Consider the following 20,921-nt stretch of genomic DNA (forward strand, 5'->3'; position numbering starts at 1 on the left):
AACCCGAACGCGTAAGGTGGCGTGCTCGTAGATGTACATGTAAGCGAGCACGTCACCTGAACGCGTGAGGAGAGGCACCCGACCATGCCGGGCAACGGCGCTGTGACCCGCAGTACGCTGCGCCAGCAGATCGCGGACGCGCTCCGTGACGAGGTGCTCGCCGGGCGCCTCCAGCCGGGCCGTGAGTTCACGGTCAAGGAGATCGCCGACCAGTACGGGGTCTCCGCCACACCGGTCCGCGAGGCCCTGGTAGACCTGTCCGCGCAGGGCGTCCTCGACGCCGACCAGCACCGCGGCTTCCGGGTCCCCGAGTACTCGCTCACCGACTACCGGAACATGATCGAGGCCCGCAGCCTGGTCGTGGACGGCATGTTCCACGCCCTCGCCGACGGCCGCCACCCCGCCTTCAAGGACCCCCGGGAGCCACGGGTCGCGGCCGCCCTGGCCGCCGTCCGCAGGCGCGGCGAAGAGGCCCAGCGGGCCGCCACCGCCGGCGACCTCTCCGTGCTGATCGGCTACGACCTGCGCTTCTGGCGTGAGCTGTCCACGCTGTTCGGCAACCCCTACCTCGGCGACTTCCTGCACCGGCTGCGCGTGCAGTCCTGGGTGTGCGCGGTCCGGCACCTGCGCCGGCTGCCCGATCCGCGCGGACAGCTGTGGTCCCGGCACACCGAGCTGGTCGACACGCTGTCCCGGCGGGACATCGAGGGCGCCCGCGCGATCGTCGCCGCGTACAACGCACACTCCCTCGCCCTCATCGAGCGTCTGTCGGAGAACGGATGACCGCGCCCCAGGAGACCGTCGACCTGTCCGTGGTCATCCCCGCCTACAACGAGGAGGCGCGGCTCGGCCCGACGCTCGACGCCGTCACCCGCTACCTCGCCGACAACGAGAGCCGCTTCGGCACCTGGGAAGTGATCGTCTCCGACGACGGTTCCACCGACGGGACGCGCGAGGTCGCCGCATTAGGACGTCCGCGTGTCCGGCTGGTCGCCGGCGACCGCAACCGCGGCAAGGGCAGCGCCCTGCGCCTCGGGGTGGCCGCCAGCACCGGCCGCCGGGTGCTGGTCACCGACGCCGACCTGGCGGCCCCGATCGAGGAACTGGAGCAGCTCGACAAGGCGCTCGGCGAGGGCTGTGCGGCGGCGATCGGGTCGCGCGCGGTGCCCGGCGCGGAGATATCCGACCACCAGCACCGGCTGCGCGAGCTGCTCGGGCGTGCCGGGAACCTGCTGATACGGGCCACCGCGGTGCCCGGCATCAAGGACACCCAGTGCGGTTTCAAGCTGTTCGACGGCGACCGGGCCCGCGAGGCCTTCGCCGGCTCGCGGCTGGACGGCTGGGGCATCGACGTCGAGGTCCTCCAGCACCTGCACCGCGACGGCGGCTCGATCGCCGAGGTGCCGGTCCGCTGGAGCCACCAGCCCGGCTCCAAGGTCGGCCCGCTGGCCTACCCGAAGGTCCTCGCCGACCTGGCCCGGCTGCGGCTGCGCCGGCTGCGCCCGGCCGACCTGCTGGTCCCGGTGCTCTTCCTGGTCCTGTCGGTCGCCCTGTACTCGGGCCGCTTCTTCGATCCGGGCCACCGCTACCTCACCGACTCCCTCCAGGACCAGAACCAGTGGGAGTGGTTCTTCGCGGTGACCGCGGACAACCTCGCGCACCTGCGCAACCCGTTCTTCTCCGACCTCCAGAACTTCCCCGACGGCGTCAACCTGATGGCCAACACGGTCATGCTGGGCGTCTCCGTCCCCCTCGCCCCGCTCACGCTGCTCGCCGGACCGGCCGTCTCCCTGTCGGTCTGCATGGCGCTCGGCCTGGCCGGGACCGCCGTCGCCTGGTACTGGCTGCTCGTCAGGCGGGTGGTACGGCACCGGGGTGCCGCCTTCCTCGGCGCGGCCCTGGCGGCCTTCGCGCCGCCGATGGTCAGCCACGCCAACGCCCATCCCAACTTCGTGATCCTGTTCATGATCCCGCTGATCATCGACCGCGCCCTGCGGCTGGCGGCGGGCACCCGGGTGAGGCGGAACGGGATCGTGCTCGGTCTGATGGCGGCCTACCAGGTCTTCCTGGGCGAGGAGCCGTTCCTGCTCGCGGCGCTCGGCATGGTCCTGTTCGCCGCCGCGTACGCGGCCGCACGGCCCGAGGTGGCGAGGGAGTCCTGGCGTCCGCTGGGCAAGGGCCTGCTGATCGCGGGCGCGGTCTGCCTGCCGGTCGTCGCCTATCCCCTGTACTGGCAGTTCAGCGGCCCGCAGAGCTACCACAGCGTGCTGCACGGCGACAACGCCGGAAACAGCCCGCTGTCGCTCCTCGGCTTCTCCGAGCGCTCGATGCTCTTCGGGGACGCGGCCCGCGCCAACGAGCTGTCCCTCAACCCGACCGAGCAGAACGCCTTCTACGGCTGGCCGCTGGTCCTGCTCGCCTTCGCGATCACGGTACGGCTCTGGTCGCGGCCGCTGGTCAAGGCGCTGGCGTTCACGGCGGTGGCCGCTGCGGTCCTGTCCATGGGCCCGAAGATCCGCATCCCGCTGACGGACACCGTGTACTCCGGCCCGTGGGCGCTGGTGCGCAAGCTGCCGCTCTTCGAGTCGGTGATCGAGGGCCGGGTGGCGATGATCTGCGCCCCGGCGCTCGGCGTGCTCCTCGCGCTCGCGCTGGAGAAGGTGCTGGGCGCCCGCCGAGTCGGCACCCAGTACTTCGGCCTGCTCGCGCTCGTGGTCGCGCTGCTCCCGATCGTCCCGGCCCCGCTCAAGTCCGCGCCCCGGACGCCGGTCCCGGAGTTCGTGACGAGCGGGATGTGGACGTCGTACGTGGGCAGGGGCGAGTCCCTGGTGCCGCTGCCGCTGCCCGATCCCGGCTCCGCGGAGGCGCTGCACTGGCAGACGGCCGCGGACCTCGGCTTCAAGGTGCCCGGCGGGTACTTCAACGGCCCCTACGGCGAGGACCGCATCGGCATCTACGGCGCCGTCCCGCGCTTCACCTCCGACATGCTGCGCGACGTCCGCTACACCGGGAAGGTGCCGGTGATCGGCAAGAACTGGCGGGCGCAGGCGCGCAAGGACTTCGCGTACTGGAAGGCGGGCGTCCTGGTGGTCGCGCCGCAGCCCAACGACGACAAGCTGCGGCAGGCTCTGCAGGCTCTGACCGGAAAACCCGGTAGGTGGACCGGTGGGGTCTGGGTATGGGACCTGCACGAGGGGAGCTGAGCGGCCCCGCACCGACTACTCTTCCCAGACCGTCTAGCTGAGCACGTGCTGTGAACGCGCGGACACCGCGCCGATACGAGGAGCCCTCTTTGGCCTGTGACCTCTGGCTGGTACCGCTCGTCGACGTGTTGTGCCACACCCCCGACAATCCGTTCGCCGAGGAACTCGCTCAGTACAACAAGGTGCTCGCCGAGGCCGGGCTGCCGCCGGTGCCGGTGTACCAGTACATGCCGGGACTGTCCGGCGAGGTCGCGCCGGTGGCCGGCTTCGACTACGACGCGCTCCACTTCCTGCGCCGCGCCTATCTCCTCCAGGTGTGCGGCCTGCCCGTCTCCCCGGTGGACGACCTGGGCGGCGACTACGAGCAGCTCCTGGAGATGTTCGAGTCCACGGCCCAGCAGTCGCATCTGGTCTGGCACTACGACCACGCCGGCGCGTACGTCCCCGTCGACTTCCCGAGCCCGCTCTCCAGCGACGAACTCCTCGCGAGCGGCGGCCCGCTGGGCTCGTCCCACGCCCTGCTGCGCGAGCTGGAGTACGTCGCCCCGTCGATCGGCATCGACCCGGCGAACCCCCCGGCGGCCCCACAGGCCCCCCTCGCTCCCACCGACCTGGAGGAACCGGCGACCCCGGCTCCCTACGACCCGAGCCCGTTCGCCCGCGAGCGGCACGTGTGGCTCGGCCTGCACGCGGCGGCGACCCGCAGCCTGGCGCAGGGATCGATGATCGTGTTCAGCTGAGGCGGAGGGGGCCTACGTAGGTCAGTTCTGCTCGACGATGCGGATCGTGCGGATGCCGGTGCCCCGGTAGCGCATCGGGGTCCTGGTCAGCACGGCACGGCCGCGTGGCCATTCGACGGTCGGCAGGGCGAGGTGCAGCACATGGGCGCCGCTCCAGTCGGGCTCGTCCTTGCCGTCCTCCGCCCTGCCCTTCGCAAGGCGCAGGCGCTTGCCCACGGCGGCGGCCGCCGCGAAGTCGAGCGCTTCGATGTTGACGGACGGCAGGGCTCCGACATGCTCGGCGACACCGGCCCGCTCCCGCTCCGCGGCGACCAGGCTCACCGCCGGGATGTAGACCCTCAGCGCGGGGTCTTTCTCAGCCTCGACGACCAGTCGCGAGGCCATGCTGTTCCCTGCGCCGAGCGCGAGGGCCGCCGTGTCGTCGAAGATGACGGCACGCGGCAGCGGGTACCGCTCCTCGGTCACTGGACCTCCCCGATGCGCCCCGACTCGATGTCGGCCCACAGCTTCTCGCCGGCCTTCTCGTCCTCCGGTGTGTAGGGCCGGCCGAGGAAGTGCTCCTCGACGTACGCCCTCGTCTCCTCGTACCGCTCGCGCAGCTCTTCCTTGGTGGGTGTGGCCCCGGCCAGCTCCGCCACGAGGTCCCGCATGCTCATTCCGCGTTCCCGGGCGAGTTCCTGGAGGCGATCACGGACAGCGGGGTCGACCTTGATCGTGGTGTCAGCCATGAGCACAGTATACTTGCGGTATACCGTCTCAGGGCGTACGAGTGCGACAGTCATCGACGTTCCTTTCTCTGGTCCTACGCCGCCACCGGGTGAAATTTCCGCCGTTCACCCGTTGGTGACGCGAATTCGTACGGCCGCTCGGAGACCTCGCAGGTCGTCGCGTACCGCCGTGTCACCGGGTCCCGTCGCACCACCCGCCGCAGATGACCCCGTTCCTCCAGCTCACGCAGGGAGGCGACGACCGTCATGCACCCTTCCCGGCGCCGCGCCGCGAGAAGGCGCTCCGTGACCCACGAGCCGTTCGGAAGGCTCAAGAGGTACGCCAGTACGCCCGCGGCTCCCCAGGACAGGCGGTGCTTCCGCTGAAGTGAGCCCGCGAGGGCTGCGAAGGCGCGCAGGGGCGCCGTACGATGAACGCGCATCGGAGTGGTAGCTCCCGGTGTCGAGCCCCCGGGTGTTGGCGCACCGCGGGGGCAATCTGTTGATCGCGACTCTAGGGCCACGCAAAGTGGCGAACGCAAGCCGGAACACCCTTTTCCTGGGCTTTAGTTCACACATTTCACTCCGTGGAGTGAAGCGCGCCGCGCAGCAATCGCGCATGAACGAAACGGTCCGGCTCGGTCGGCGCGTAACGCCAGAACAAAGGCCAGGTCGTCCCGCCGAGCGCGGGCACCGGGATGTACGACACCCGGTCCGGCCCGGCGGCGAGCCGACTGGTCCCGGCCGGCCAGGGCACGTGCCGGTCGGCACTCCCGGCGGCCACCAGGAAGTACACACACCGCCGCCTGCTCGCGACCTCGATCACCGGCCCGGGATCACCCCCGGTCATCCGCGCGAGCAGATCGGCGACGCGTCGCCCCCACTCCCCGTCGTCCACCCGCAAGGCGTCGAACTGGACTCGTTTGAGTCCGGGGGTGACCGCATGACGCGGACGGAGGCGAGCGGCACGACACAACTCGTGGCCGCCATGACCAAGGCGCTCCGCGAGCAGCAGGAGCTGACACAGGAGGAGTTGGGAAAGCAGATCGGCTACACCGGGTCCGCGGTCAGCGCCGTGGAAACGGGGGTGCAGCCCCCCAGCGACAAGATGCTCGTCAAGCTGGAGGAGGCGATCGGCGGCGGCCTGGGCATCTTCGAGAAGGCGCGCAGACTCGTGCTGCTGGACAAGTATCCGGCGCAGTTCAAGAACTTCGCGTTGGTGGAGCAGGACGCGGTGTCGCTGTCGTCGTACCAGACGTTCGTGGTCGACGGCCTGTTCCAGACACCGGAGTACGCGCGGGCACTGATCGGCGGCGGCTTCCCGAAGCTCCCGGAGGAGAAGGTGGAGGAACTGGTCGAGGCACGGGTGGCCCGGCGCGCGCTGTTCGACCGGGCGGAACCGACGGCCATGATCGAGTGACCCCGGGGTCGGCTAACCGAACACGCTGAACAGGGCGAGCGCGGGCCCGGCCGCGTAGACCAGCACGCCGAGCGCGAGTGCCGTCCACGGCCGCCGGAATTGCAGCGTGCCGAGGACGACCGTGGCCACCGCCGCGGCCAGCGTGAGGAACGGTCCGAACATCGCGACGAGCATCCACACACCGGAGTCGTCGCAGAACCGCGCGGTCCCGGCCGAGGTGCCGCAGCTGTCACCGGCGAAGGCCATGCCGAAGAACAGCAGCCCGTCGACCGCCACGGCGACCACGAGCAGCAGCCCGGCCACCACGGCGTAGAGCACTCCGAGGGGCCCGCCCGGCAGGGTGCGCGCCGGGGGCATCGCGGGGCCGAACGGCGCCGGGTACGACGGCGGGTACGACGGCGGGTACGGAGGCGGGTACGAGGGCGGCGGAAAGCTCATGCCTCCATCTCACTCCCGCCCGCCCGCACCCGCCTGAGTACGGCTACTCAACCGGGATGAGCCCGTGCCACCGCGCGGGTCACCAGGGCACCACCCCGTCGTCCTCGAAGAAGCCGCCGGTCGGGCCGCCGTCGGGCAGGGTCGCCAGGCGGATGGCCGTGGCCGCGCCCTGCTGCGGGGTGCGGACGCCCTGGAAAGCGTTGAGGTCGGTGGCGCAGTAACCGGGGCACGCGGCGTTGATCAGGATGTCCGTGTCCCGGAGTTCCCTGGCGTACTGGACGGTGACGGCGTTGAGGAACGTCTTGGACGGGGCGTAGGCGACGGCGATCGGTCCCAGCTCGGCGCCGGGCGCGGACTGCCGGGTGAGGGAGCCGACGCTGCTGGAGACGTTCACGATCCGCGGCGACGGCGCGCGGCGCAGCAGCGGCAGCATCGCGTTGGTGACGCGGATGACGCCGATGACGTTGGTCTCGACGACCGTCCGTACCGTCTCGACGTCGACGGTGGTGGGTGCCTGCGGCGCGCCGCCGGTGATGCCGGCGTTGTTGACGAGTGCGTCGAGGCGTCCCGCGCGGGCCTCCACCAGCTCGGCCGCGGCGGCCACGCTCGCGTCGTCCGTCACGTCGAGCGGCACGCCGAACGCGTCGGCCCCGGCCGCCCGCAGCTTCGCGACGGCGGCCTCCCGGCGCTCCTCGTCCCGGGCGCCGACGCCGACGCTCCAGCCGAGGGCGCCGAGGCCCGCCGCGATCTCGTAGCCGATGCCCTTGTTCGCGCCGGTGACCAGCGCGGTCCTCGGCCGGGTCAGGTCCCCGGCGATGTCTTCGGTCATGTCCTCGATCCTGGCGCGGGCCGGGCCGGGCGGGCCAACACCGATCGGGTGCGCGCCGATACCGCACGGGTATCGATCCCGTCCGGATCGGTAGCATGGCGGACGTGGAGACACGCGAACTGCGGTACTTCGTGGCCGTCGCCGAGGAACTGCACTTCGGGAGGGCGGCGCGGCGGCTCGGGATCGCGCAGCCGCCGCTGTCGCGGGCCATCCGTCAGCTGGAACGGCGGCTGGGGGCGGCGCTGCTGGAGCGCACCAGCCGTCAGGTCGCCCTGACCGAGGCCGGTTCGGTGCTGCTGCGGGAGGCGCGGGCGGCGCTGGACGCCGTCGAGGCCGCCGAGCAGCGCACCCGGCGCGCGGCCCTCGCGGCGGCGGGCCGGGCCGGCGTGGTCCTCGCCACGAAGGCGGGCGCGTCCGGCGACCTGCTGGCGAGGCTGCTCGACGCCTACGCCGCCGAACCCGGCGCGGTCGCCGTCGACCTGCTGCTGTGCGGGGTCGGCGAGCAGGAGCGCATGCTGCGCGACGGCCGGGCCGACGTGGCGCTGCTGCACCTGCCGTTCGACAGCACGGCGGGCTTCGACACCGAGGAGCTGCAGACGGAGAGCCAGGTCGTGGTGGTGCCGGCCGGGCACGCCCTCGCCGCCCGCGACCAGGTGCGGATGACCGAGGTCACCGAGCTGCCGGGCCTGCCGCCGGCGCGCTGGCGGGGCCGCGACGGCTCGTATCCGGACGGGCCCGGTCCCGAGGTCCGGGACCAGGCCCAGCTGTACCAGCTGGTCGCGCTGGGACGGGCGTGTTGCGTGGTGCCGGAGTCGGTCAGGTCCCAGCTGCGCGAGGACCTGGCCGCCGTACCGGTGCCGGACGCCCCGCCGGTCACGACCGTGATCGCCTGGCCGCCCCACAGCCGCTCCCGGGCGGTCGCCGGCCTCGTCCGGACCGCCGCCCGGCTCTGCGCACCGGCCGGCACGGCAGGGTGACGCGCGCGGGGCGGCGGCAGCGGAGCCACCGGGCTACGGGAAGACCGGCGTCCCGCCCTGCGTGAGCTTCCAGTTGGCGGCCGCGAACGTCGACGGGTCGATGGTGCCCTTGGCCGTCGCGTAGGCGACCATCAGGTCGCGGACCTGGTTGGGAGTGCTGTAGACGGTCTCCGCCTCGGCGATGTGCGGGTAGCCGGAGCCGCCGTTGGCACGGTAGTTGTTGACGGCCACGACGAAGACCTGGTCGTCGGCGACCGCGGTCCCGTTGTAGCTGAGGTTCTTGATGCGCGAGCCCTCGGCGGCCGCGATGTCGATCTCGTAGTCGACGCCGGCCGCCGTGTCGTACATGTAGTCCCAGAAGCTGTTGGCGTTGGTGAGGGTCGCGGTGTCGACCGCGGTACCGACCGGGACCTGGTGGTAGTACTTCGCCGCGTACTCCAGGTAGTCCTTGAGCTGGGCGCCGGTGAGCTTCTTGCCGTAGAGGGTGTTCTCGTAGACGTACAGGCCCGCGACGTCGCGGATCGTCACGTCCCCGGCCGGGATGACCGCCGTACGGCTGAAGGGCGCGGCCACCGAGATCAGCGGGAGTGCGGCGTCCGCCGCCGACAGGCCCGCCTTCACCCCGTCCATCTGGACCTGCTGGATGAAGTCGATGGCGGGCACGTCCTTCCAGCAGGCCTCCGCCGTCGACATGGTCGCGGTGCAGGTGCCGATCGCGGTGTTGACGTACTTGACCACCAACGCGTGGTCGGCCGTGAGGAGTTCGGTGATCCGCGGGTCCTCGGCGACCGTGTTGCTGTTCAGCGTGGTGGCGGTCTTCCTGGTGATCTTCCAGGAGCCGCGCACGTGCTCCAGCTCGAAGTCGAAGCGGGAGAGGCGGTAGCCGTAGCAGTACGGCTCGGAGAGGAGGACGTCCTCGCCGGTCTCCGCGTTCTTCACGGTGTACGTCGGGACGTCGACGTGGGTGTGGCCGACGAGGATCGCGTCGATGCCGGGCACCTGCTCGGCGACCAGGTTCGACGCGTTCTCCACGTAGGGCAGTTCGTCGCCCCAGGACGTGGAGCCGTCCAGGCCCGAGTGGTCGGTGAGGAAGACGACGTCGCAGCCGAGGGCGCGCAGCCGCGGCACGTACTTCTTCGCCTGCTCGACCAGGCCCGTGAAGGCCATCTTCCCGCTGACGTTGTCCTTGTCCCACAGGGCGATGCCCGGGTTGGTGAGGCCGAGGATGCCGACCTTGATGTCCGGGCCGTGCGGGACCTTGACGTGCTTGACGGTGTAGGGCCGGAAGGCGGGCCTGAGCGTCTTGGCGTCCAGCGCGTTGGCCCCGAGCAGCGGGAAGTCGCACTGCTTCTCGAAGGTGCGGACGGTCTCGATGCCGTAGTTGAACTCGTGGTTGCCGAGGGCGGCCGCGTCGTAGCGCATCTCGTTCATGGCGATCGCCATGGGGTGCTTGGGGCCGTGCTTGCCGTTCTTGCCGGTGATCGGGTCGACGCTCGCGAAGTAGGAGGCGAGCGACGTGCCCTGGATGATGTCGCCGGCGTCGACCAGGAGCACCCGGTCCGCGCCCCGCTCCGCGCGGATGTTCTTCACCAGGGTGGCGATGCGCGCGATGCCGTACGTGTTGCCCTTGGCGTCCACCGGCGCCGCGTTGGTGTAGTAGTCCCAGTTGAAGACGTGGCTGTGCAGGTCGGTGGTGCCCAGGATGGAGAAGCTCCAGGTCTTGGGCGCCTTCGGGGGCTTGGCGTGGCCGTGGCCGCGCTCGGCCGCCTCGGCGGTGCCGCCGCCGACGGTTCCCGCGACGGCCACGGCGGCTCCGGTGACGGCCGACTTCTGCACGAACTCACGGCGGTTCATGGGATTGACGGGCATTCAGGGCTCCTGGAAGGGCGATACGGAAGGGAGTTGCGTGCGGGAGGCGGCGGGCTACCCGCGTAGATGCTGACCCTCACCCGTTACCGGCGTAACCACGGACAGCCCAAGGGCCGGTCAAGGATTCCCAAGACCGGCCCAAGTCGAGCGGTGAACCGAGGCATTACAGGAACGAGTTGATCTCGATCGTCTCGTCCCGGCCCGGACCCACGCCGATCGCGGAGATCGGGGCGCCGGACATCTCCTCCAGGGCCTTCACGTACGCCCGCGCGTTCTTCGGCAGGTCGGAGAAGGACTTGGCCTTCGTGATGTCCTCGGACCAGCCGGGCAGCGTCTCGTAGACCGGCTTCGCGTGGTGGAAGTCGGTCTGGGAATACGGGAGTTCCTCGACGCGCTTGCCGTCGATCTCGTACGCGACGCAGACCGGGATCTGCTCCCAGCCGGTGAGGACGTCCAGCTTGGTGAGGAAGAAGTCGGTCAGGCCGTTCACGCGGGTCGCGTAGCGGGCGATCACCGCGTCGAACCAGCCGCAGCGGCGGTCACGGCCGGTGGTGACACCGCGCTCGCCGCCGATCCGGCGCAGCGCCTCGCCGTCCTCGTCGAACAGCTCGGTCGGGAACGGGCCGGCGCCGACACGGGTGGTGTACGCCTTGAGGATGCCGATGACCCGGCTGATCTTCGTCGGGCCCACGCCGGAGCCGGTGCAGGCGCCGCCGGCGGTCGGGTTGGACGAGGTGACGAAGGGGTACGTGCCGTGGTCGATGTCCAGGAGCGTGCCCTGGCCGCCCTCGAAGAGCACGACCTTGTCGTCCTCCAGCGCCTGGTTGAGGACGAGGACCGTGTCGGCGACGTACGGGGCGAGCTTGTCCGCGTACGTCAGCAGCTCCTCGACGACCTGCTCGACGGCGATCGCGCGCCGGTTGTACAGCTTGGTGAGCATCTGGTTCTTGACGTCGAGGGCCGCCTCGACCTTCTGGGTCAGGATCGACTCGTCGTAGAGGTCCTGGACCCGGATGCCGACGCGGTTGATCTTGTCCGCGTAGGTCGGGCCGATGCCGCGCCCGGTGGTGCCGATCTTCCGCTTACCGAGGAAGCGTTCCGTCACCTTGTCGACCGTCACGTGGTACGGCGTGATGATGTGCGCGTTTCCGCTGATCATGAGCTTGGACGTGTCGACGCCACGCTCGTTCAGACCGCTCAGCTCGGAGAGCAGGACCGACGGGTCGACGACGACTCCGTTGCCGATGACCGGAACACACGTGGGCGAGAGGATTCCGGAAGGGAGCAGGTGGAGCGCGTACTTCTGGTCGCCGACGACGACCGTGTGACCGGCGTTGTTGCCGCCCTGGTAACGCACCACGTAATCGACGGAGCCACCTAGCAGATCCGTCGCCTTTCCCTTGCCTTCGTCACCCCACTGAGCACCGAGCAGCACAAGTGCGGGCACGCGCGTACACCCCTTCCGGGCGGGGCATGTCCAAGGTCAGGGGCGTACGCGTAAGGTTCGTCGCCGCGTACCACCGCGACCGTCGTTGGCCGCACAACCGTCGGACCGGATGCCCCGGAATAGACGAAGCCCCTGGCGCAACAGCGCAAGGGGCTCTTGCACAGTGATGCTACCCGAGGAAGCGAGGCACGACCGAGGTGGCGACATTCGCGACGTCCGACCAGCTGCTGGTGATCATCGATCCGGCGGCACGGCAGAGGGACGGTGAATCCGTCCGGATCGCGAAAGACGTGCTCAGCGCGGGTGCGGCCACGAAGGTGTGTCTGCCGGCGGGGCCCGAGGAATTCGCCCGGGCACTGGCCCGGAGGGGATCCCGCCGGCCGGTGGTGATCGGCGACGACGGCGCGCTGATCCGTGCCGTGACCTTTCTGCACCGGCAGCGGGAGCTGGCCGGATGCGTGCTGTCGATGGTCCCGGTGGGCGGCGCGCTGAGCGTCGCGCAGGCGCTGGGGGTGCCCACGGGTGCGGTGGCGGCGGCGCGGGCCGTCCTGGACGGCGTGGAGCGGCGCCTGGACCTGCTGGTCGACGACAGCGACGGGGTGGTGCTGGGTGCGCTGCGGATCCCGCCGCTGGCGGCGGTGCCGGTGGCCGCGGAGCCGGTGCCGTCCCGGGGGTGGCTGCGGCCGTACCAGACGCTCGTCCGGTCCCTGTCCGCCCGCCCGGTCCCGGCCGGGCCGCGTCCCGGCCCGTCGCGGCTGCGGGTCGAGGTCGACGGGGAGACGGTGGTGGACCTGGACCAGCCGGTGGAGGGCATCTGGGTGACCCCGGGCGGGCCCGACGGGCTGGCGGAGGTGGAGGTGCGTCCGGCGTCGGTGGGGGCGGAGGCGACGCCGGTACGGACCACCGGCCGGACGGTGACGGTCACGGGCGCGGACTTCCGCTACCGCGCCGACGTCGGAGTGGCGGGCCCGGTACGACGCCGGACCTGGCGAGTGGTCGAGGCGGCCTGGACCCTCACGGTGCCGGGGGTTCCCTAGCACCGGGCCGGGGGCCGGTGCGGACCCGCGGCCCGGGGGCGGGTCGTTCGCGCGGTTCCCCGCGCCCCTGAGGGGGCTCACCGGGCCGTGGTCGGACACGCGGGGAGTACCCCCGGTCGAGGGCCGGGGGAGGGACCGCGCGTCCGGCCACGACGCATCCGCGGACGAAGCGCACCCGCAGCCCGGCCGGGAGTGCCTAGAGCGGCCGCTCGCCGCCGAACCGTTCCGCTCGGTGCACCCGCCAGCGCTCCATCATCCGGCCGATCTCCGTGTCGACGAACTCGAAGAACGCGAGCGTCTCGGCCATGCGCCGGCCCGCGGGCGAGTCGGCGCCGAGACTGTTCACACCCTCCCGCAGCGCGCCCTCCCACCGCTTGATCACCGCTTCCCGGTTGGTGAGGGCCTCGTACCACTGGTCGCTGTGCACCCGGTACCGCTCCCGCCGGGAACCCGGCTCCCGCTCGCGCGCGACCATGTGCTGCTGGGCCAGGTACCGCACCCCGCCGGACACCGCCGCCGGGCTGACCTGCAACTGCTCCCCGAGTTCCGCCGACGTCAGGGTGCCGGAGTCGGACGACAGCAGGGCCGCGAAGATCCGGGCCGGCATGCGCTGCATCCCGGCCTCGACGAGCTGGGCCGCGAAGCTCTCGACGAAGGCCGAGACGGCCCCCTGATCGCGCCCCGCCGCATCCGTAGTCATGGTCACCAGCCTAGCCGGGGTTTCCGTTCTTCCTTAACTTCACAAATTTCTGAAGACAGCGTACGTTCTGAATCATGACGAAGGCCATCACGGTCGCCGGACTCCACAAGTCCTTCGGCCGCACCCGCGCCCTGGACGGGCTCGACCTGGACGTCGAGACCGGAGAGGTGCACGGCTTCCTCGGACCCAACGGCGCCGGGAAGTCCACCGCTATCCGGGTCCTGCTCGGCCTGCTGCGGCCCGACTCCGGCGCCGCGCGGATCCTCGGCCGGGACCCCTGGAAGGACGCCGTGGAGGTGCACCGAAGGATCGCCTACGTCCCCGGGGACGTGACCCTCTGGCGCAACCTCTCCGGCGGCGAGGTCATCGACCTCTACGGCCGTCTGCGCGGCGGCCTCGACGCCCGCCGCCGGGCCGATCTGCTCGACCGCTTCGAACTGGACCCCACCAAGAAGGGCCGCACCTACTCCAAGGGCAACCGCCAGAAGGTCGCCCTGGTCGCCGCGTTCGCCTCGGACGCGGACCTGCTGGTCCTGGACGAGCCGACCTCCGGACTCGATCCCCTGATGGAGGAGGTCTTCCAGCGCTGCGTGCGGGAGGAGCGCGACCGCGGCCGGACCGTCCTGCTCTCCTCCCACATCCTCAGCGAGGTGGAGGAGCTCTGCGACCGCGTCAGCATCATCCGCAACGGCCGTACGGTCGAGTCCGGTTCGCTGGCCGACCTGCGCCACCTCACCCGTACCAGCGTGACCGCCGAACTCGCCGGCCCGCCGGGCGCGCTGGACCGCCTCCCCGGCGTCCACGGCCTCGACATCCGGGGCCACCGGGTCCGCCTCCAGGTCGACACCGGCCGGCTCGACGCCGTGATGCGCTCGCTGAGCGAGAGCGGCATACGCTCCCTGACCTCCACGCCACCGACCCTGGAGGAGCTGTTCCTCCGGCACTACGAGGACGGGGCGGTCACCCGATGAGCGCTCTCGCCGGCACCGGCACGCTCCTGCGCCTCGCGCTGCGCCGCGACCGCGTCACCACACCGGCCTGGATCGCGGTGAACGCGCTGATGGTCCTCTCCATGCCGCACACGTTGAGCACCCTGTACGGCACCGAGTCCGAACGGGCGGCGCTCGTCGGCCAGTTGCAGACCAGCGCCGCCTTCCGGGCCCTGGTCGGTCCGCTCCACGACACCTCGCTCGGCGGTCTGACGGCATGGCGGGTGGGCGTGTACGCCGGTGTCCTCGCGGCCGTCACCGGACTGCTCGTCGTCGTACGGCACACCCGCGAGGAGGAGGAGACCGGCCGCGCCGAGCTGCTGGCGTCCGGCGCGGTGGGCCGCCGGGCCGCTCTGACGTCGGCCCTGCTGGCGGCGGCCGTCGCGAACGGCGTCCTGGCTCTGCTGATCACGGCGGGCCTGGCCGGACGGGGGATCGCGGGCGCGCTGTCCCTCGGGCTCGGCCTGGCCGGGACCGGCATGGTCTTCGCCACGGCCGCGGCCGTGGCCGTCCAGCTCACCGAGAGCGCCCGCCTCGCGCGTGGCCTCACCGCGGCGTCGCTCGGCGCCGCCTTCGTGCTGCGCGCGGCGGGCGACGCGGCGCGCGGCGACGGCACGTCCCCGTCGACCTGGCTGTCGCCGCTGGGCTGGCTGGAGAATCTCCGGCCCTTCGCCGCCGAACGCTGGTGGGTACTGGGGCTGTTCACGGCCGCTGTCCTGGCGCAGGCCGGGGCTGCCTACGTGCTGGCCGGCCGCCGTGACCTCGGGATGAGCTTCTTCCCTGCCCGCCCCGGCCCGGCCGCCGGACGCCTCGGTTCCGCCTTCGCGCTCGCCTGGCGGCTCCAGCGGGGCGCGCTGCTCGGCTGGGCGCTCGGCTTCCTGCTGTCGGGCGTGGTCTTCGGCGCTCTCGCGCGAAGCGCGGCCCACCTGGTCGGGAACAACGAGAGCGCCCTGCGGATCTTCGAGCGGATGGGCGGCCGGAGCGGGGTGACGGACGCGTTCCTCGCCTCCATGGCCGGGATCCTCGGGCTGGTCGCCGCGCAGTACGTCGTGGCGTCGGTGCTGCGGCTGCACGGCGAGGAGACCGCGGGCCGCGCCGAGCCCCTGCTGGCGTGCGCGGTGGGCCGGCCGCGCTGGGCGGCCGGCCACCTCGCGATCGCCTACGGCGGCTCGGCCCTGATCATGCTGCTGGCGGGACTGGGACTCGCGGCCGGCTACGGCAGGGACACGGGCCCGGTCCTGGGCGCCTGCCTGGTCCAGCTCCCGGCGGTCTGGGTGATCGGCGGCCTGGCGCTGCTGCTGTACGGGGTCGCGCCCCGACTGGCCCCGGCGGCCTGGGCGGTGGCGGTGGCGGTCCTGCTGATCGGCTGGGTGGGCCCGGCCCTGGACGCCCCGCGCGCCGTCCTGGACCTCTCCCCCTACGGCCACCTGCCGAAGCTGCCGGGCGGCCGGATGGCGTGGGGGCCGGTGGCGGCCCTGCTGGGGCCGGCCGCGGCGTCGGCGGTCCTCGGGCTGACGGGTGTGCGCCGCCGGGACATGACCGGCTGACGGCGGCCGTCAGCGGGACGGACGCTCACCCGATGCCGACGGCCAGGCCTTCCAACCCCCTGATCACGAAGTTCGGCTTCCGCTTCGGCTCGGCCGCCAAGGCCAGCGTCGGGGCCTTCTCCAGCAGGGCCGTCATGGAGGCCGCCAGCTCGATGCGGGCCAGCGGGGCGCCGATGCAGTAGTGGATGCCGGCGCTGAAGGAGATGTGGGGGTTGTCGCGGCGGCCCAGGTCGAGTTCCCCGGGGCGGTCGAACACGTCGGGGTCATGGTTGGCGGAGCCGAAGAGCATCGCGATCTCCGCGCCCCTGGGGATCGTCGTGCCGTCGATCTCGATCTCGTCCAGCACCCAGCGTTCGAAGAGCTGGAGCGGGGTGTCGTAGCGCATCAGCTCCTCCACCGCGGTGGGGACCAGGGAGTGGTCGGCGCGCAGGGCGGCGAGCTGGGCGGGGTTGCGGAAGAGGGCGTACCAGCCGTTGACCGTGGCGTTGACGGTCGCCTCGTGGCCGGCGTTGAGCAGCAGGACGGCGGTGGAGATCATCTCCTGCTCGGTGAGCCGGTCGCCCTCGTCGTGGGCGGCGATCAGGCCGGAGATCAGGTCCTCGCCCGGTTCCGCGCGCCGCTCGGCGATCAGCTCCCGCAGGTACGCGGAGAACTCCACCGAGGCCCTGACGGCCTTGGCGGCCGTCTCCCGCGAGGGGTTCAGCTCGTACATCCCGCAGATGTCCGCCGACCAGGGCCGCAGCGGGGCCCGGTCGGCCTCCGGGATGCCCAGCATCTCGGCGATGACGGCGACGGGAAGCGGCTCGGCGACGTCGGCGAGCAGGTCGCCGCCGCCCGCGTGGACCAGCCCGTCGACCAGTTCGCCCGCGAGCTTCGCCACGTACGGCTTGAGCCGTTCGACCGTGCGCGGGGTGAACGCCTTCGACACCAGCCGGCGGATGCGCGTGTGGTCCGGGGGCTCCAGGTCGAGCATGCCGTGGTCGTTGAGCGTGTGGAACGGCTCGTGCTCCGGCGGCGGTGCGGTCCGCCCGAAGTCCTCGTGGGTGAACCGGTGCTGGTAGGCCCGCCCCAGCCGGCGGTCCCGCAGCAGCGCCGAGACGTCGGCGTGGTGCGGGACCAGCCACTGGCCGGTGGGCTCGAAGTACTGCACCCGGCCCCCGGCGCGAAGCTCGGCGTAGGCGGGGTAGGGGTCGGCGAGGAAGTCCGGGTCCCAGGGGTCGAAGGCTGCCATGGACGGACGTTAGACCGCCGGTCCCCCTCCTGACCAGGGCTGAAGTCCCCCGGGGTTCACCGGTGCCGCGGTGCCACGGGCTGCGGGTGTTCGGCCGGGTGCCAGTCGCGCTGGCCGCCCACGACCTCCGGGTCGAACATGACGATCGCCCCGGCCAGGACGAGGGCCATGACCGGTCCTGCCAGCATGATCAGAAGGAAGGACAGCAGGCTCGTCGAGGACTGGCCGCCCGTCTGCATCTGCGACACGTGGACGCTCACCGCGGCCATGCCGGTGTAGTGCATGGTCGACACGGCCGCGCCCATCACGAGACCGGCCCCGACGGTCGCCCAGACCGCGCTGATGGAGACCGCCGCCCAGAGCGCGGCGGTCGCGGCGACCACGGCGATGACCACGGAGAGGGCGACGATCGTGGTGTCGTACCGCACGGTCCCGCCGGTGTGCATGGCGCTCATGCCGAGGTAGTGCATCGCCGCCACCCCGAGACCGGTGACGACGCCGGCCGTGCCCAGGGTGACGGGGCCCGAGCCCCGGTAGCCGACGAGGAAGACGCCGCCGGCGACCACCGCGATGGCGACGACGAGGCTCAGCAGCGTCCGGGCCGCGTCGTAGCTCACGCCGGTGCCGTCGACGCTGAACCCGATCATCGCGATGAAGTGCATGGTCCAGATGCCGCACCCGAGGGAGACCGCGCCGAGGGCGAGCCAGCCCAGCCTCTTCTCGCCGCGGCTGCGGCCCATCGAGCGGGTGGTGCAGCGCAGGGCCAGCACGGAGCCGAGGAACGCCATCAGATAGGCGGCTATCGGGGTGACCAGGCCGTACTGGAACTCGGACACGTCAGCGGTCATCGCGGGCAACTTTCTTCACGCGAAACGGGGACGGCGACACCTCTGCCGAAACGTTTCACCAGAGGAAGGGGACGGGAGCGCAACAGGAGGCGGGAACAAGCCACCTGGCCGATTCCTTCACCATTCAAACACAACGCGAGCGCACCGTGTCCACACCCGTACCGCCCGCGATCGAATCGCAACAACGACCTTGCACATGGCATGTGCCCCTCTTCCCGGCCCGCGGAAGCCGCGCCGGCCGGGGAAAACGGATTGCCCCGACGCCCGCGGCCCTCTTGGCTGGACGGCATGACCGAACTGGGCACCGACCGCCTCCTCCTGCGCCGCTGGCGTGATTCCGACCTCGCTCCGTGGGCGGCGATGAACGCCGACCCCGAGGTCCGCGAACACCTCGGCGCCCCGCTCACCCGCGAACAGAGCGACGCCTCCGTGGCGAGGTTCCGGGCCGACTTCGACCGGCGGGGCTACGGCTGGTGGGCGGTCGAGGTGCGGGCCACGGGCGGGTTCATCGGCTTCGCGGGCCTCGACGACGTGGACGAGGGCATGCCGTTCACCGGAGTGGAGATCGGCTGGCGGCTCGCCCGCCCGGCCTGGGGCCACGGCTACGCCACCGAGGCCGCGCGGGCCGTCCTGGCCCACGGCTTCGGCACCCTCGGGCTCGCCGAGATCCTCGCCGTCACCACGGCCGCCAACCTCCGTTCGCAGGCGGTGATGCGCCGGATCGGCATGACCCGGGACCCGGCCGGCGACTTCGACGACCCCGGGCGGCCCGCCGGACCCCTGCGCCCGAACGTGCTGCACCGCATCGCCCGTCCCTAGCCGCTCCCTAGCCGGGGGTCACCAGCCGTGCCTCGTAGGCGAAGACCGCCGCCTGGGTCCGGTCGCGCAGGCCGAGTTTGACGAGGATGCGGCTGACGTGGGTCTTGACGGTCGACTCGGCCACCACCAGGCGCTCGGCCATCTCCGCGTTGGACAGGCCCTGCGCGATGAGGACCAGGACCTCCGTCTCGCGGTCGGTGAGGTCGCCGTAGGCCGTGTGGGCCGCGGACATCGGACGCGGGGTGCCGGAGAGCTTGGCGAACTCCGTGATCAGGCGCCGGGTGACCGAGGGCGCGAGCAGGGCCTCGCCGGCCGCCACCACCCGTACGCCGTCCGCGAGCCGGCGCGCCGAGGCGTCCTTCAGGAGGAAGCCGGAGGCCCCGGCGCGCAGGGCCTGGTAGACGTACTCGTCCAGGTCGAAGGTGGTCAGCACCAGGACCTTGGCCGCGCTGTCGGCGGCCACGATCTCCCGCGTCGCCTCGATGCCGTTCAGCTCGGGCATCCGGATGTCCATCAGGACGACGTCCGGGGCGAGTTCACGGACGCGGTCCACCGCCTCGCGGCCGTTGACCGCCTCGCCGACGACCTCGATGTCCGGCATCGCGTTGAGCAGGACCGAGAAGCCCTCGCGCACCATCATCTGGTCGTCCGCGATCAGTACCCGGATCGTCATGCGTCACCGTCGGCGGGGGTGCCGGCCGGCAGGAAGACCGTCACCTCGTAGCCGCCCGCGGCCGTCGGGGCCGCGGTCATCGCGCCGTTCAGCATCGACACGCGCTCCCGCATGCCGGTGATGCCGTGGCCGGCGCCCGGGGAGGGCTTGAGGAGGGCCGGCCGGGGCGGGGGCCCGTTGACGATCCGCAGGCCGAGGCCGCCGATGACGTAGCCGATCTCCACCCGGGCCGGTGCGCCCGGCGCGTGGCGCAGCGTGTTGCTGAGCGCCTCCTGGACGATGCGGTACGCCGACAGCTCCACGCCCTGCGGGAGTTCACGGACGGCTCCGGTCACCCCCTTGTCGACGGGCAGGCCGGCCTCCCGCACGTTGGCGAGCAGCGCGTCCAGGTCGGCGAGGGTGGGCTGCGGGGCATCGGGGGCCTCGTAGTCGGCGGCGCGGACCACGCCGAGGACACGGCGCAGTTCGGTGAGCGCCGCCACCGCGTTCTCCCGGATCGTGACGAACGCCTTCTCCAGCTCCGGCGGCGGGTCCTGCACCCGGTAGGGAGCCGCCTCCGCCTGGATGGCGACGACGGACATGTGGTGGGCCACCACGTCGTGCAGTTCGCGGGCGATCGTGGTCCGCTCCTCGAGGAGGGTGCGCCGGGACCGTTCCTGCGCGGTCTCCGACTGCTGGGCGGTCACGGTCCGTTCGGCCTCCCGGCGGATCTGCCGGACGGTCACGGTGAGCAGGGCTATCGCGGAGACGACCAGCATCGAGCCGACGTCGTTGCCGTAGTGGCCGCCGCCGAGGACCGAGACGAACCCGAAGCCGTACAGGGCCGTGATCGCCCACATCCAGCCCGCCGTGCGCGGACGGGTGCGGACCGCGACGACCGTGAGCACGATCAGGTGGGAGAGGAAACCGCCCGTCGTCCAGGGCCAGTTGTCCCAGGGCCCGATCGGCAGGGTGCCGATCCAGCTCGCAACCAGCGAGAGCCAGAAGGCGGCGACCGGCCGCGCCAGCGTCATCAGCACCGGTACCAGCACCACCAGGGTGGCCAGCAGTCCCCCGGCCGGGCCCGGCGAGCCGCCCACCAGCAGCGCGATCCCGCCGGCCGCGGTCACCACGAGGTGCGGGGTCCACACCGCGTACTCCCGCCACCGCACGGGCAGCCTGCGGACGAAGGGGCGGTCGGGGCTCATCGGCGGCAGCGGCCGGTAGGCGAACGCGTCGTGGAACAGGTCCTGTCGCAGCCTGCCCAGGGCCTCCAGCAGGGCCCGGGTCTCGGGACTGCGCGGCTTGTACGGCTCGAACGCGTCGTCCGGCGGTCGCGGCGGCATCGCCTCGGTGTGGGTGGTCTCGGTCACGTACACGACGGTATGCGGCGGCCGGGACCGCCGTCGTCACCTGTGAGACGGGTTCCGGGGCGTCCGTCTCAGGTACTACGGCCGCCGGGAACGGG

21 protein-coding genes are annotated in these 20,921 nt (G+C 71.9%); 9 read left to right on the plus strand and 12 right to left on the minus strand.

Annotated features, from left to right (window positions below):
• Positions 1-84: 84 nt before the first annotated feature.
• From ACIRQ9_RS28070 to ACIRQ9_RS28080, 3 genes are all read left to right on the plus strand, one after another.
• A complete protein-coding gene (locus ACIRQ9_RS28070) occupies positions 85-783 on the plus strand; it encodes a GntR family transcriptional regulator (protein ID WP_404179187.1) in 699 nt (232 codons plus the stop codon).
• Positions 780-3,203 (plus strand): dolichyl-phosphate beta-glucosyltransferase, encoded by a 2,424-nt coding sequence (locus ACIRQ9_RS28075; protein ID WP_404179190.1) that lies wholly within the window; start codon positions 780-782, stop codon positions 3,201-3,203. Before ACIRQ9_RS28070 ends, ACIRQ9_RS28075 begins: the two co-directional genes overlap by 4 nt.
• Positions 3,204-3,292: 89 nt before the next feature.
• Complete coding sequence (locus tag ACIRQ9_RS28080; RefSeq protein ID WP_404179193.1) at positions 3,293-3,943, plus strand: hypothetical protein; 651 nt, start codon at positions 3,293-3,295, stop codon at positions 3,941-3,943.
• A 21-nt stretch (positions 3,944-3,964) separates the two neighbouring features.
• Here the strand turns inward: ACIRQ9_RS28080 and ACIRQ9_RS28085 are convergent, their stop codons facing one another.
• The 3 genes from ACIRQ9_RS28085 to ACIRQ9_RS28095 form a co-directional block, all read right to left on the minus strand.
• The gene (locus tag ACIRQ9_RS28085) at positions 3,965-4,408 is read right to left on the minus strand and encodes a hypothetical protein (protein ID WP_362171147.1); all 444 of its coding nucleotides are present in this window, start codon (positions 4,406-4,408) and stop codon (positions 3,965-3,967) included.
• Complete coding sequence (locus ACIRQ9_RS28090; RefSeq protein ID WP_404179196.1) at positions 4,405-4,671, minus strand: hypothetical protein; 267 nt, start codon at positions 4,669-4,671, stop codon at positions 4,405-4,407. The genes ACIRQ9_RS28085 and ACIRQ9_RS28090 overlap by 4 nt, the downstream gene beginning before the upstream one ends.
• A 559-nt stretch (positions 4,672-5,230) precedes the next feature.
• Entirely contained in the window at positions 5,231-5,548 is a 318-nt protein-coding gene (locus tag ACIRQ9_RS28095; RefSeq protein ID WP_404179324.1) for a hypothetical protein, read from the minus strand.
• 45 nt (positions 5,549-5,593) lie between these two features.
• Here ACIRQ9_RS28095 and ACIRQ9_RS28100 point away from each other — a divergent pair, with 45 nt between their 5' ends.
• Positions 5,594-6,070, plus strand: a complete 477-nt coding sequence (locus tag ACIRQ9_RS28100; RefSeq protein WP_404179199.1) for a Scr1 family TA system antitoxin-like transcriptional regulator — start codon at positions 5,594-5,596, stop codon at positions 6,068-6,070.
• A gap of 12 nt (positions 6,071-6,082) precedes the next feature.
• Here the strand turns inward: ACIRQ9_RS28100 and ACIRQ9_RS28105 are convergent, their stop codons facing one another.
• Together ACIRQ9_RS28105 and ACIRQ9_RS28110 are read right to left on the minus strand one after the other, a co-directional pair.
• Entirely contained in the window at positions 6,083-6,508 is a 426-nt protein-coding gene (locus ACIRQ9_RS28105; protein WP_404179202.1) for a hypothetical protein, read from the minus strand.
• Positions 6,509-6,587: 79 nt separating this feature from the next.
• The gene (locus tag ACIRQ9_RS28110) at positions 6,588-7,337 is read right to left on the minus strand and encodes an SDR family oxidoreductase (RefSeq protein ID WP_404179205.1); all 750 of its coding nucleotides are present in this window, start codon (positions 7,335-7,337) and stop codon (positions 6,588-6,590) included.
• Between the two features lie 104 nt (positions 7,338-7,441).
• On the opposite strand from ACIRQ9_RS28110, the gene ACIRQ9_RS28115 reads away from it, so the two are divergent.
• The gene (locus tag ACIRQ9_RS28115) at positions 7,442-8,314 is read left to right on the plus strand and encodes a LysR family transcriptional regulator (protein WP_404179208.1); all 873 of its coding nucleotides are present in this window, start codon (positions 7,442-7,444) and stop codon (positions 8,312-8,314) included.
• Positions 8,315-8,347: 33 nt separating this feature from the next.
• Here the strand turns inward: ACIRQ9_RS28115 and ACIRQ9_RS28120 are convergent, their stop codons facing one another.
• Complete coding sequence (locus ACIRQ9_RS28120; protein WP_404179211.1) at positions 8,348-10,183, minus strand: bifunctional metallophosphatase/5'-nucleotidase; 1,836 nt, start codon at positions 10,181-10,183, stop codon at positions 8,348-8,350.
• Positions 10,184-10,346: 163 nt separating this feature from the next.
• A complete protein-coding gene (locus tag ACIRQ9_RS28125) occupies positions 10,347-11,630 on the minus strand; it encodes an adenylosuccinate synthase (RefSeq protein ID WP_404179214.1) in 1,284 nt (427 codons plus the stop codon).
• 197 nt (positions 11,631-11,827) lie between these two features.
• On the opposite strand from ACIRQ9_RS28125, the gene ACIRQ9_RS28130 reads away from it, so the two are divergent.
• Complete coding sequence (locus ACIRQ9_RS28130) at positions 11,828-12,667, plus strand: diacylglycerol kinase family protein (RefSeq protein ID WP_404179217.1); 840 nt, start codon at positions 11,828-11,830, stop codon at positions 12,665-12,667.
• Positions 12,668-12,863: 196 nt separating this feature from the next.
• Here the strand turns inward: ACIRQ9_RS28130 and ACIRQ9_RS28135 are convergent, their stop codons facing one another.
• Positions 12,864-13,367: a GbsR/MarR family transcriptional regulator gene (locus ACIRQ9_RS28135; protein ID WP_404179220.1), complete on the minus strand. Its 504-nt coding sequence runs from the start codon at positions 13,365-13,367 to the stop codon at positions 12,864-12,866.
• A gap of 74 nt (positions 13,368-13,441) precedes the next feature.
• On the opposite strand from ACIRQ9_RS28135, the gene ACIRQ9_RS28140 reads away from it, so the two are divergent.
• Entirely contained in the window at positions 13,442-14,338 is an 897-nt protein-coding gene (locus tag ACIRQ9_RS28140) for an ATP-binding cassette domain-containing protein (RefSeq protein WP_404179223.1), read from the plus strand.
• On the plus strand, positions 14,335-15,903 hold the full coding sequence (locus tag ACIRQ9_RS28145; protein WP_404179225.1) for an ABC transporter permease: 1,569 nt from the start codon (positions 14,335-14,337) through the stop codon (positions 15,901-15,903). Before ACIRQ9_RS28140 ends, ACIRQ9_RS28145 begins: the two co-directional genes overlap by 4 nt.
• A 25-nt stretch (positions 15,904-15,928) precedes the next feature.
• Here the strand turns inward: ACIRQ9_RS28145 and ACIRQ9_RS28150 are convergent, their stop codons facing one another.
• Positions 15,929-17,134 (minus strand): cytochrome P450, encoded by a 1,206-nt coding sequence (locus ACIRQ9_RS28150; protein ID WP_404179228.1) that lies wholly within the window; start codon positions 17,132-17,134, stop codon positions 15,929-15,931.
• Positions 17,135-17,190: 56 nt separating this feature from the next.
• Positions 17,191-17,982, minus strand: coding sequence for an MHYT domain-containing protein (locus ACIRQ9_RS28155; protein WP_404179231.1), 792 nt, complete (start codon positions 17,980-17,982; stop codon positions 17,191-17,193).
• A gap of 288 nt (positions 17,983-18,270) precedes the next feature.
• Between ACIRQ9_RS28155 and ACIRQ9_RS28160 the strand changes: the two genes are divergently transcribed.
• Entirely contained in the window at positions 18,271-18,801 is a 531-nt protein-coding gene (locus ACIRQ9_RS28160; RefSeq protein ID WP_404179235.1) for a GNAT family N-acetyltransferase, read from the plus strand.
• Positions 18,802-18,808: 7 nt separating this feature from the next.
• On the opposite strand, the gene ACIRQ9_RS28165 is transcribed toward ACIRQ9_RS28160, so the two are convergent.
• Together ACIRQ9_RS28165 and ACIRQ9_RS28170 are read right to left on the minus strand one after the other, a co-directional pair.
• Entirely contained in the window at positions 18,809-19,474 is a 666-nt protein-coding gene (locus ACIRQ9_RS28165) for a response regulator (RefSeq protein WP_404179238.1), read from the minus strand.
• Positions 19,471-20,826, minus strand: coding sequence for a sensor histidine kinase (locus ACIRQ9_RS28170; RefSeq protein ID WP_404179241.1), 1,356 nt, complete (start codon positions 20,824-20,826; stop codon positions 19,471-19,473). Before ACIRQ9_RS28170 ends, ACIRQ9_RS28165 begins: the two co-directional genes overlap by 4 nt.
• Positions 20,827-20,921: the final 95 nt, after the last annotated feature.

This window comes from Streptomyces sp. NPDC101237, assembly GCF_044767465.1.
Classification (GTDB): domain Bacteria; phylum Actinomycetota; class Actinomycetes; order Streptomycetales; family Streptomycetaceae; genus Streptomyces; species Streptomyces gramineus.

What these genes read in the sequence shown, in the direction of transcription:
- ACIRQ9_RS28090 (WP_404179196.1), bottom strand. Translation starts at nt 4,671, where the DNA reads ATGGCTGACACCACGATCAAGGTCGACCCCGCTGTCCGTGATCGCCTC.
- ACIRQ9_RS28105 (WP_404179202.1), bottom strand. Translation starts at nt 6,508, where the DNA reads ATGAGCTTTCCGCCGCCCTCGTACCCGCCTCCGTACCCGCCGTCGTAC.
- ACIRQ9_RS28145 (WP_404179225.1), top strand. Translation starts at nt 14,335, where the DNA reads ATGAGCGCTCTCGCCGGCACCGGCACGCTCCTGCGCCTCGCGCTGCGC.
- ACIRQ9_RS28155 (WP_404179231.1), bottom strand. Translation starts at nt 17,982, where the DNA reads ATGACCGCTGACGTGTCCGAGTTCCAGTACGGCCTGGTCACCCCGATA.
- ACIRQ9_RS28100 (WP_404179199.1), top strand. Translation starts at nt 5,594, where the DNA reads ATGACGCGGACGGAGGCGAGCGGCACGACACAACTCGTGGCCGCCATG.
- ACIRQ9_RS28160 (WP_404179235.1), top strand. Translation starts at nt 18,271, where the DNA reads ATGACCGAACTGGGCACCGACCGCCTCCTCCTGCGCCGCTGGCGTGAT.
- ACIRQ9_RS28135 (WP_404179220.1), bottom strand. Translation starts at nt 13,367, where the DNA reads ATGACTACGGATGCGGCGGGGCGCGATCAGGGGGCCGTCTCGGCCTTC.
- ACIRQ9_RS28075 (WP_404179190.1), top strand. Translation starts at nt 780, where the DNA reads ATGACCGCGCCCCAGGAGACCGTCGACCTGTCCGTGGTCATCCCCGCC.
- ACIRQ9_RS28165 (WP_404179238.1), bottom strand. Translation starts at nt 19,474, where the DNA reads ATGACGATCCGGGTACTGATCGCGGACGACCAGATGATGGTGCGCGAG.
- ACIRQ9_RS28140 (WP_404179223.1), top strand. Translation starts at nt 13,442, where the DNA reads ATGACGAAGGCCATCACGGTCGCCGGACTCCACAAGTCCTTCGGCCGC.
- ACIRQ9_RS28070 (WP_404179187.1), top strand. Translation starts at nt 85, where the DNA reads ATGCCGGGCAACGGCGCTGTGACCCGCAGTACGCTGCGCCAGCAGATC.
- ACIRQ9_RS28110 (WP_404179205.1), bottom strand. Translation starts at nt 7,337, where the DNA reads ATGACCGAAGACATCGCCGGGGACCTGACCCGGCCGAGGACCGCGCTG.
- ACIRQ9_RS28150 (WP_404179228.1), bottom strand. Translation starts at nt 17,134, where the DNA reads ATGGCAGCCTTCGACCCCTGGGACCCGGACTTCCTCGCCGACCCCTAC.
- ACIRQ9_RS28120 (WP_404179211.1), bottom strand. Translation starts at nt 10,183, where the DNA reads ATGCCCGTCAATCCCATGAACCGCCGTGAGTTCGTGCAGAAGTCGGCC.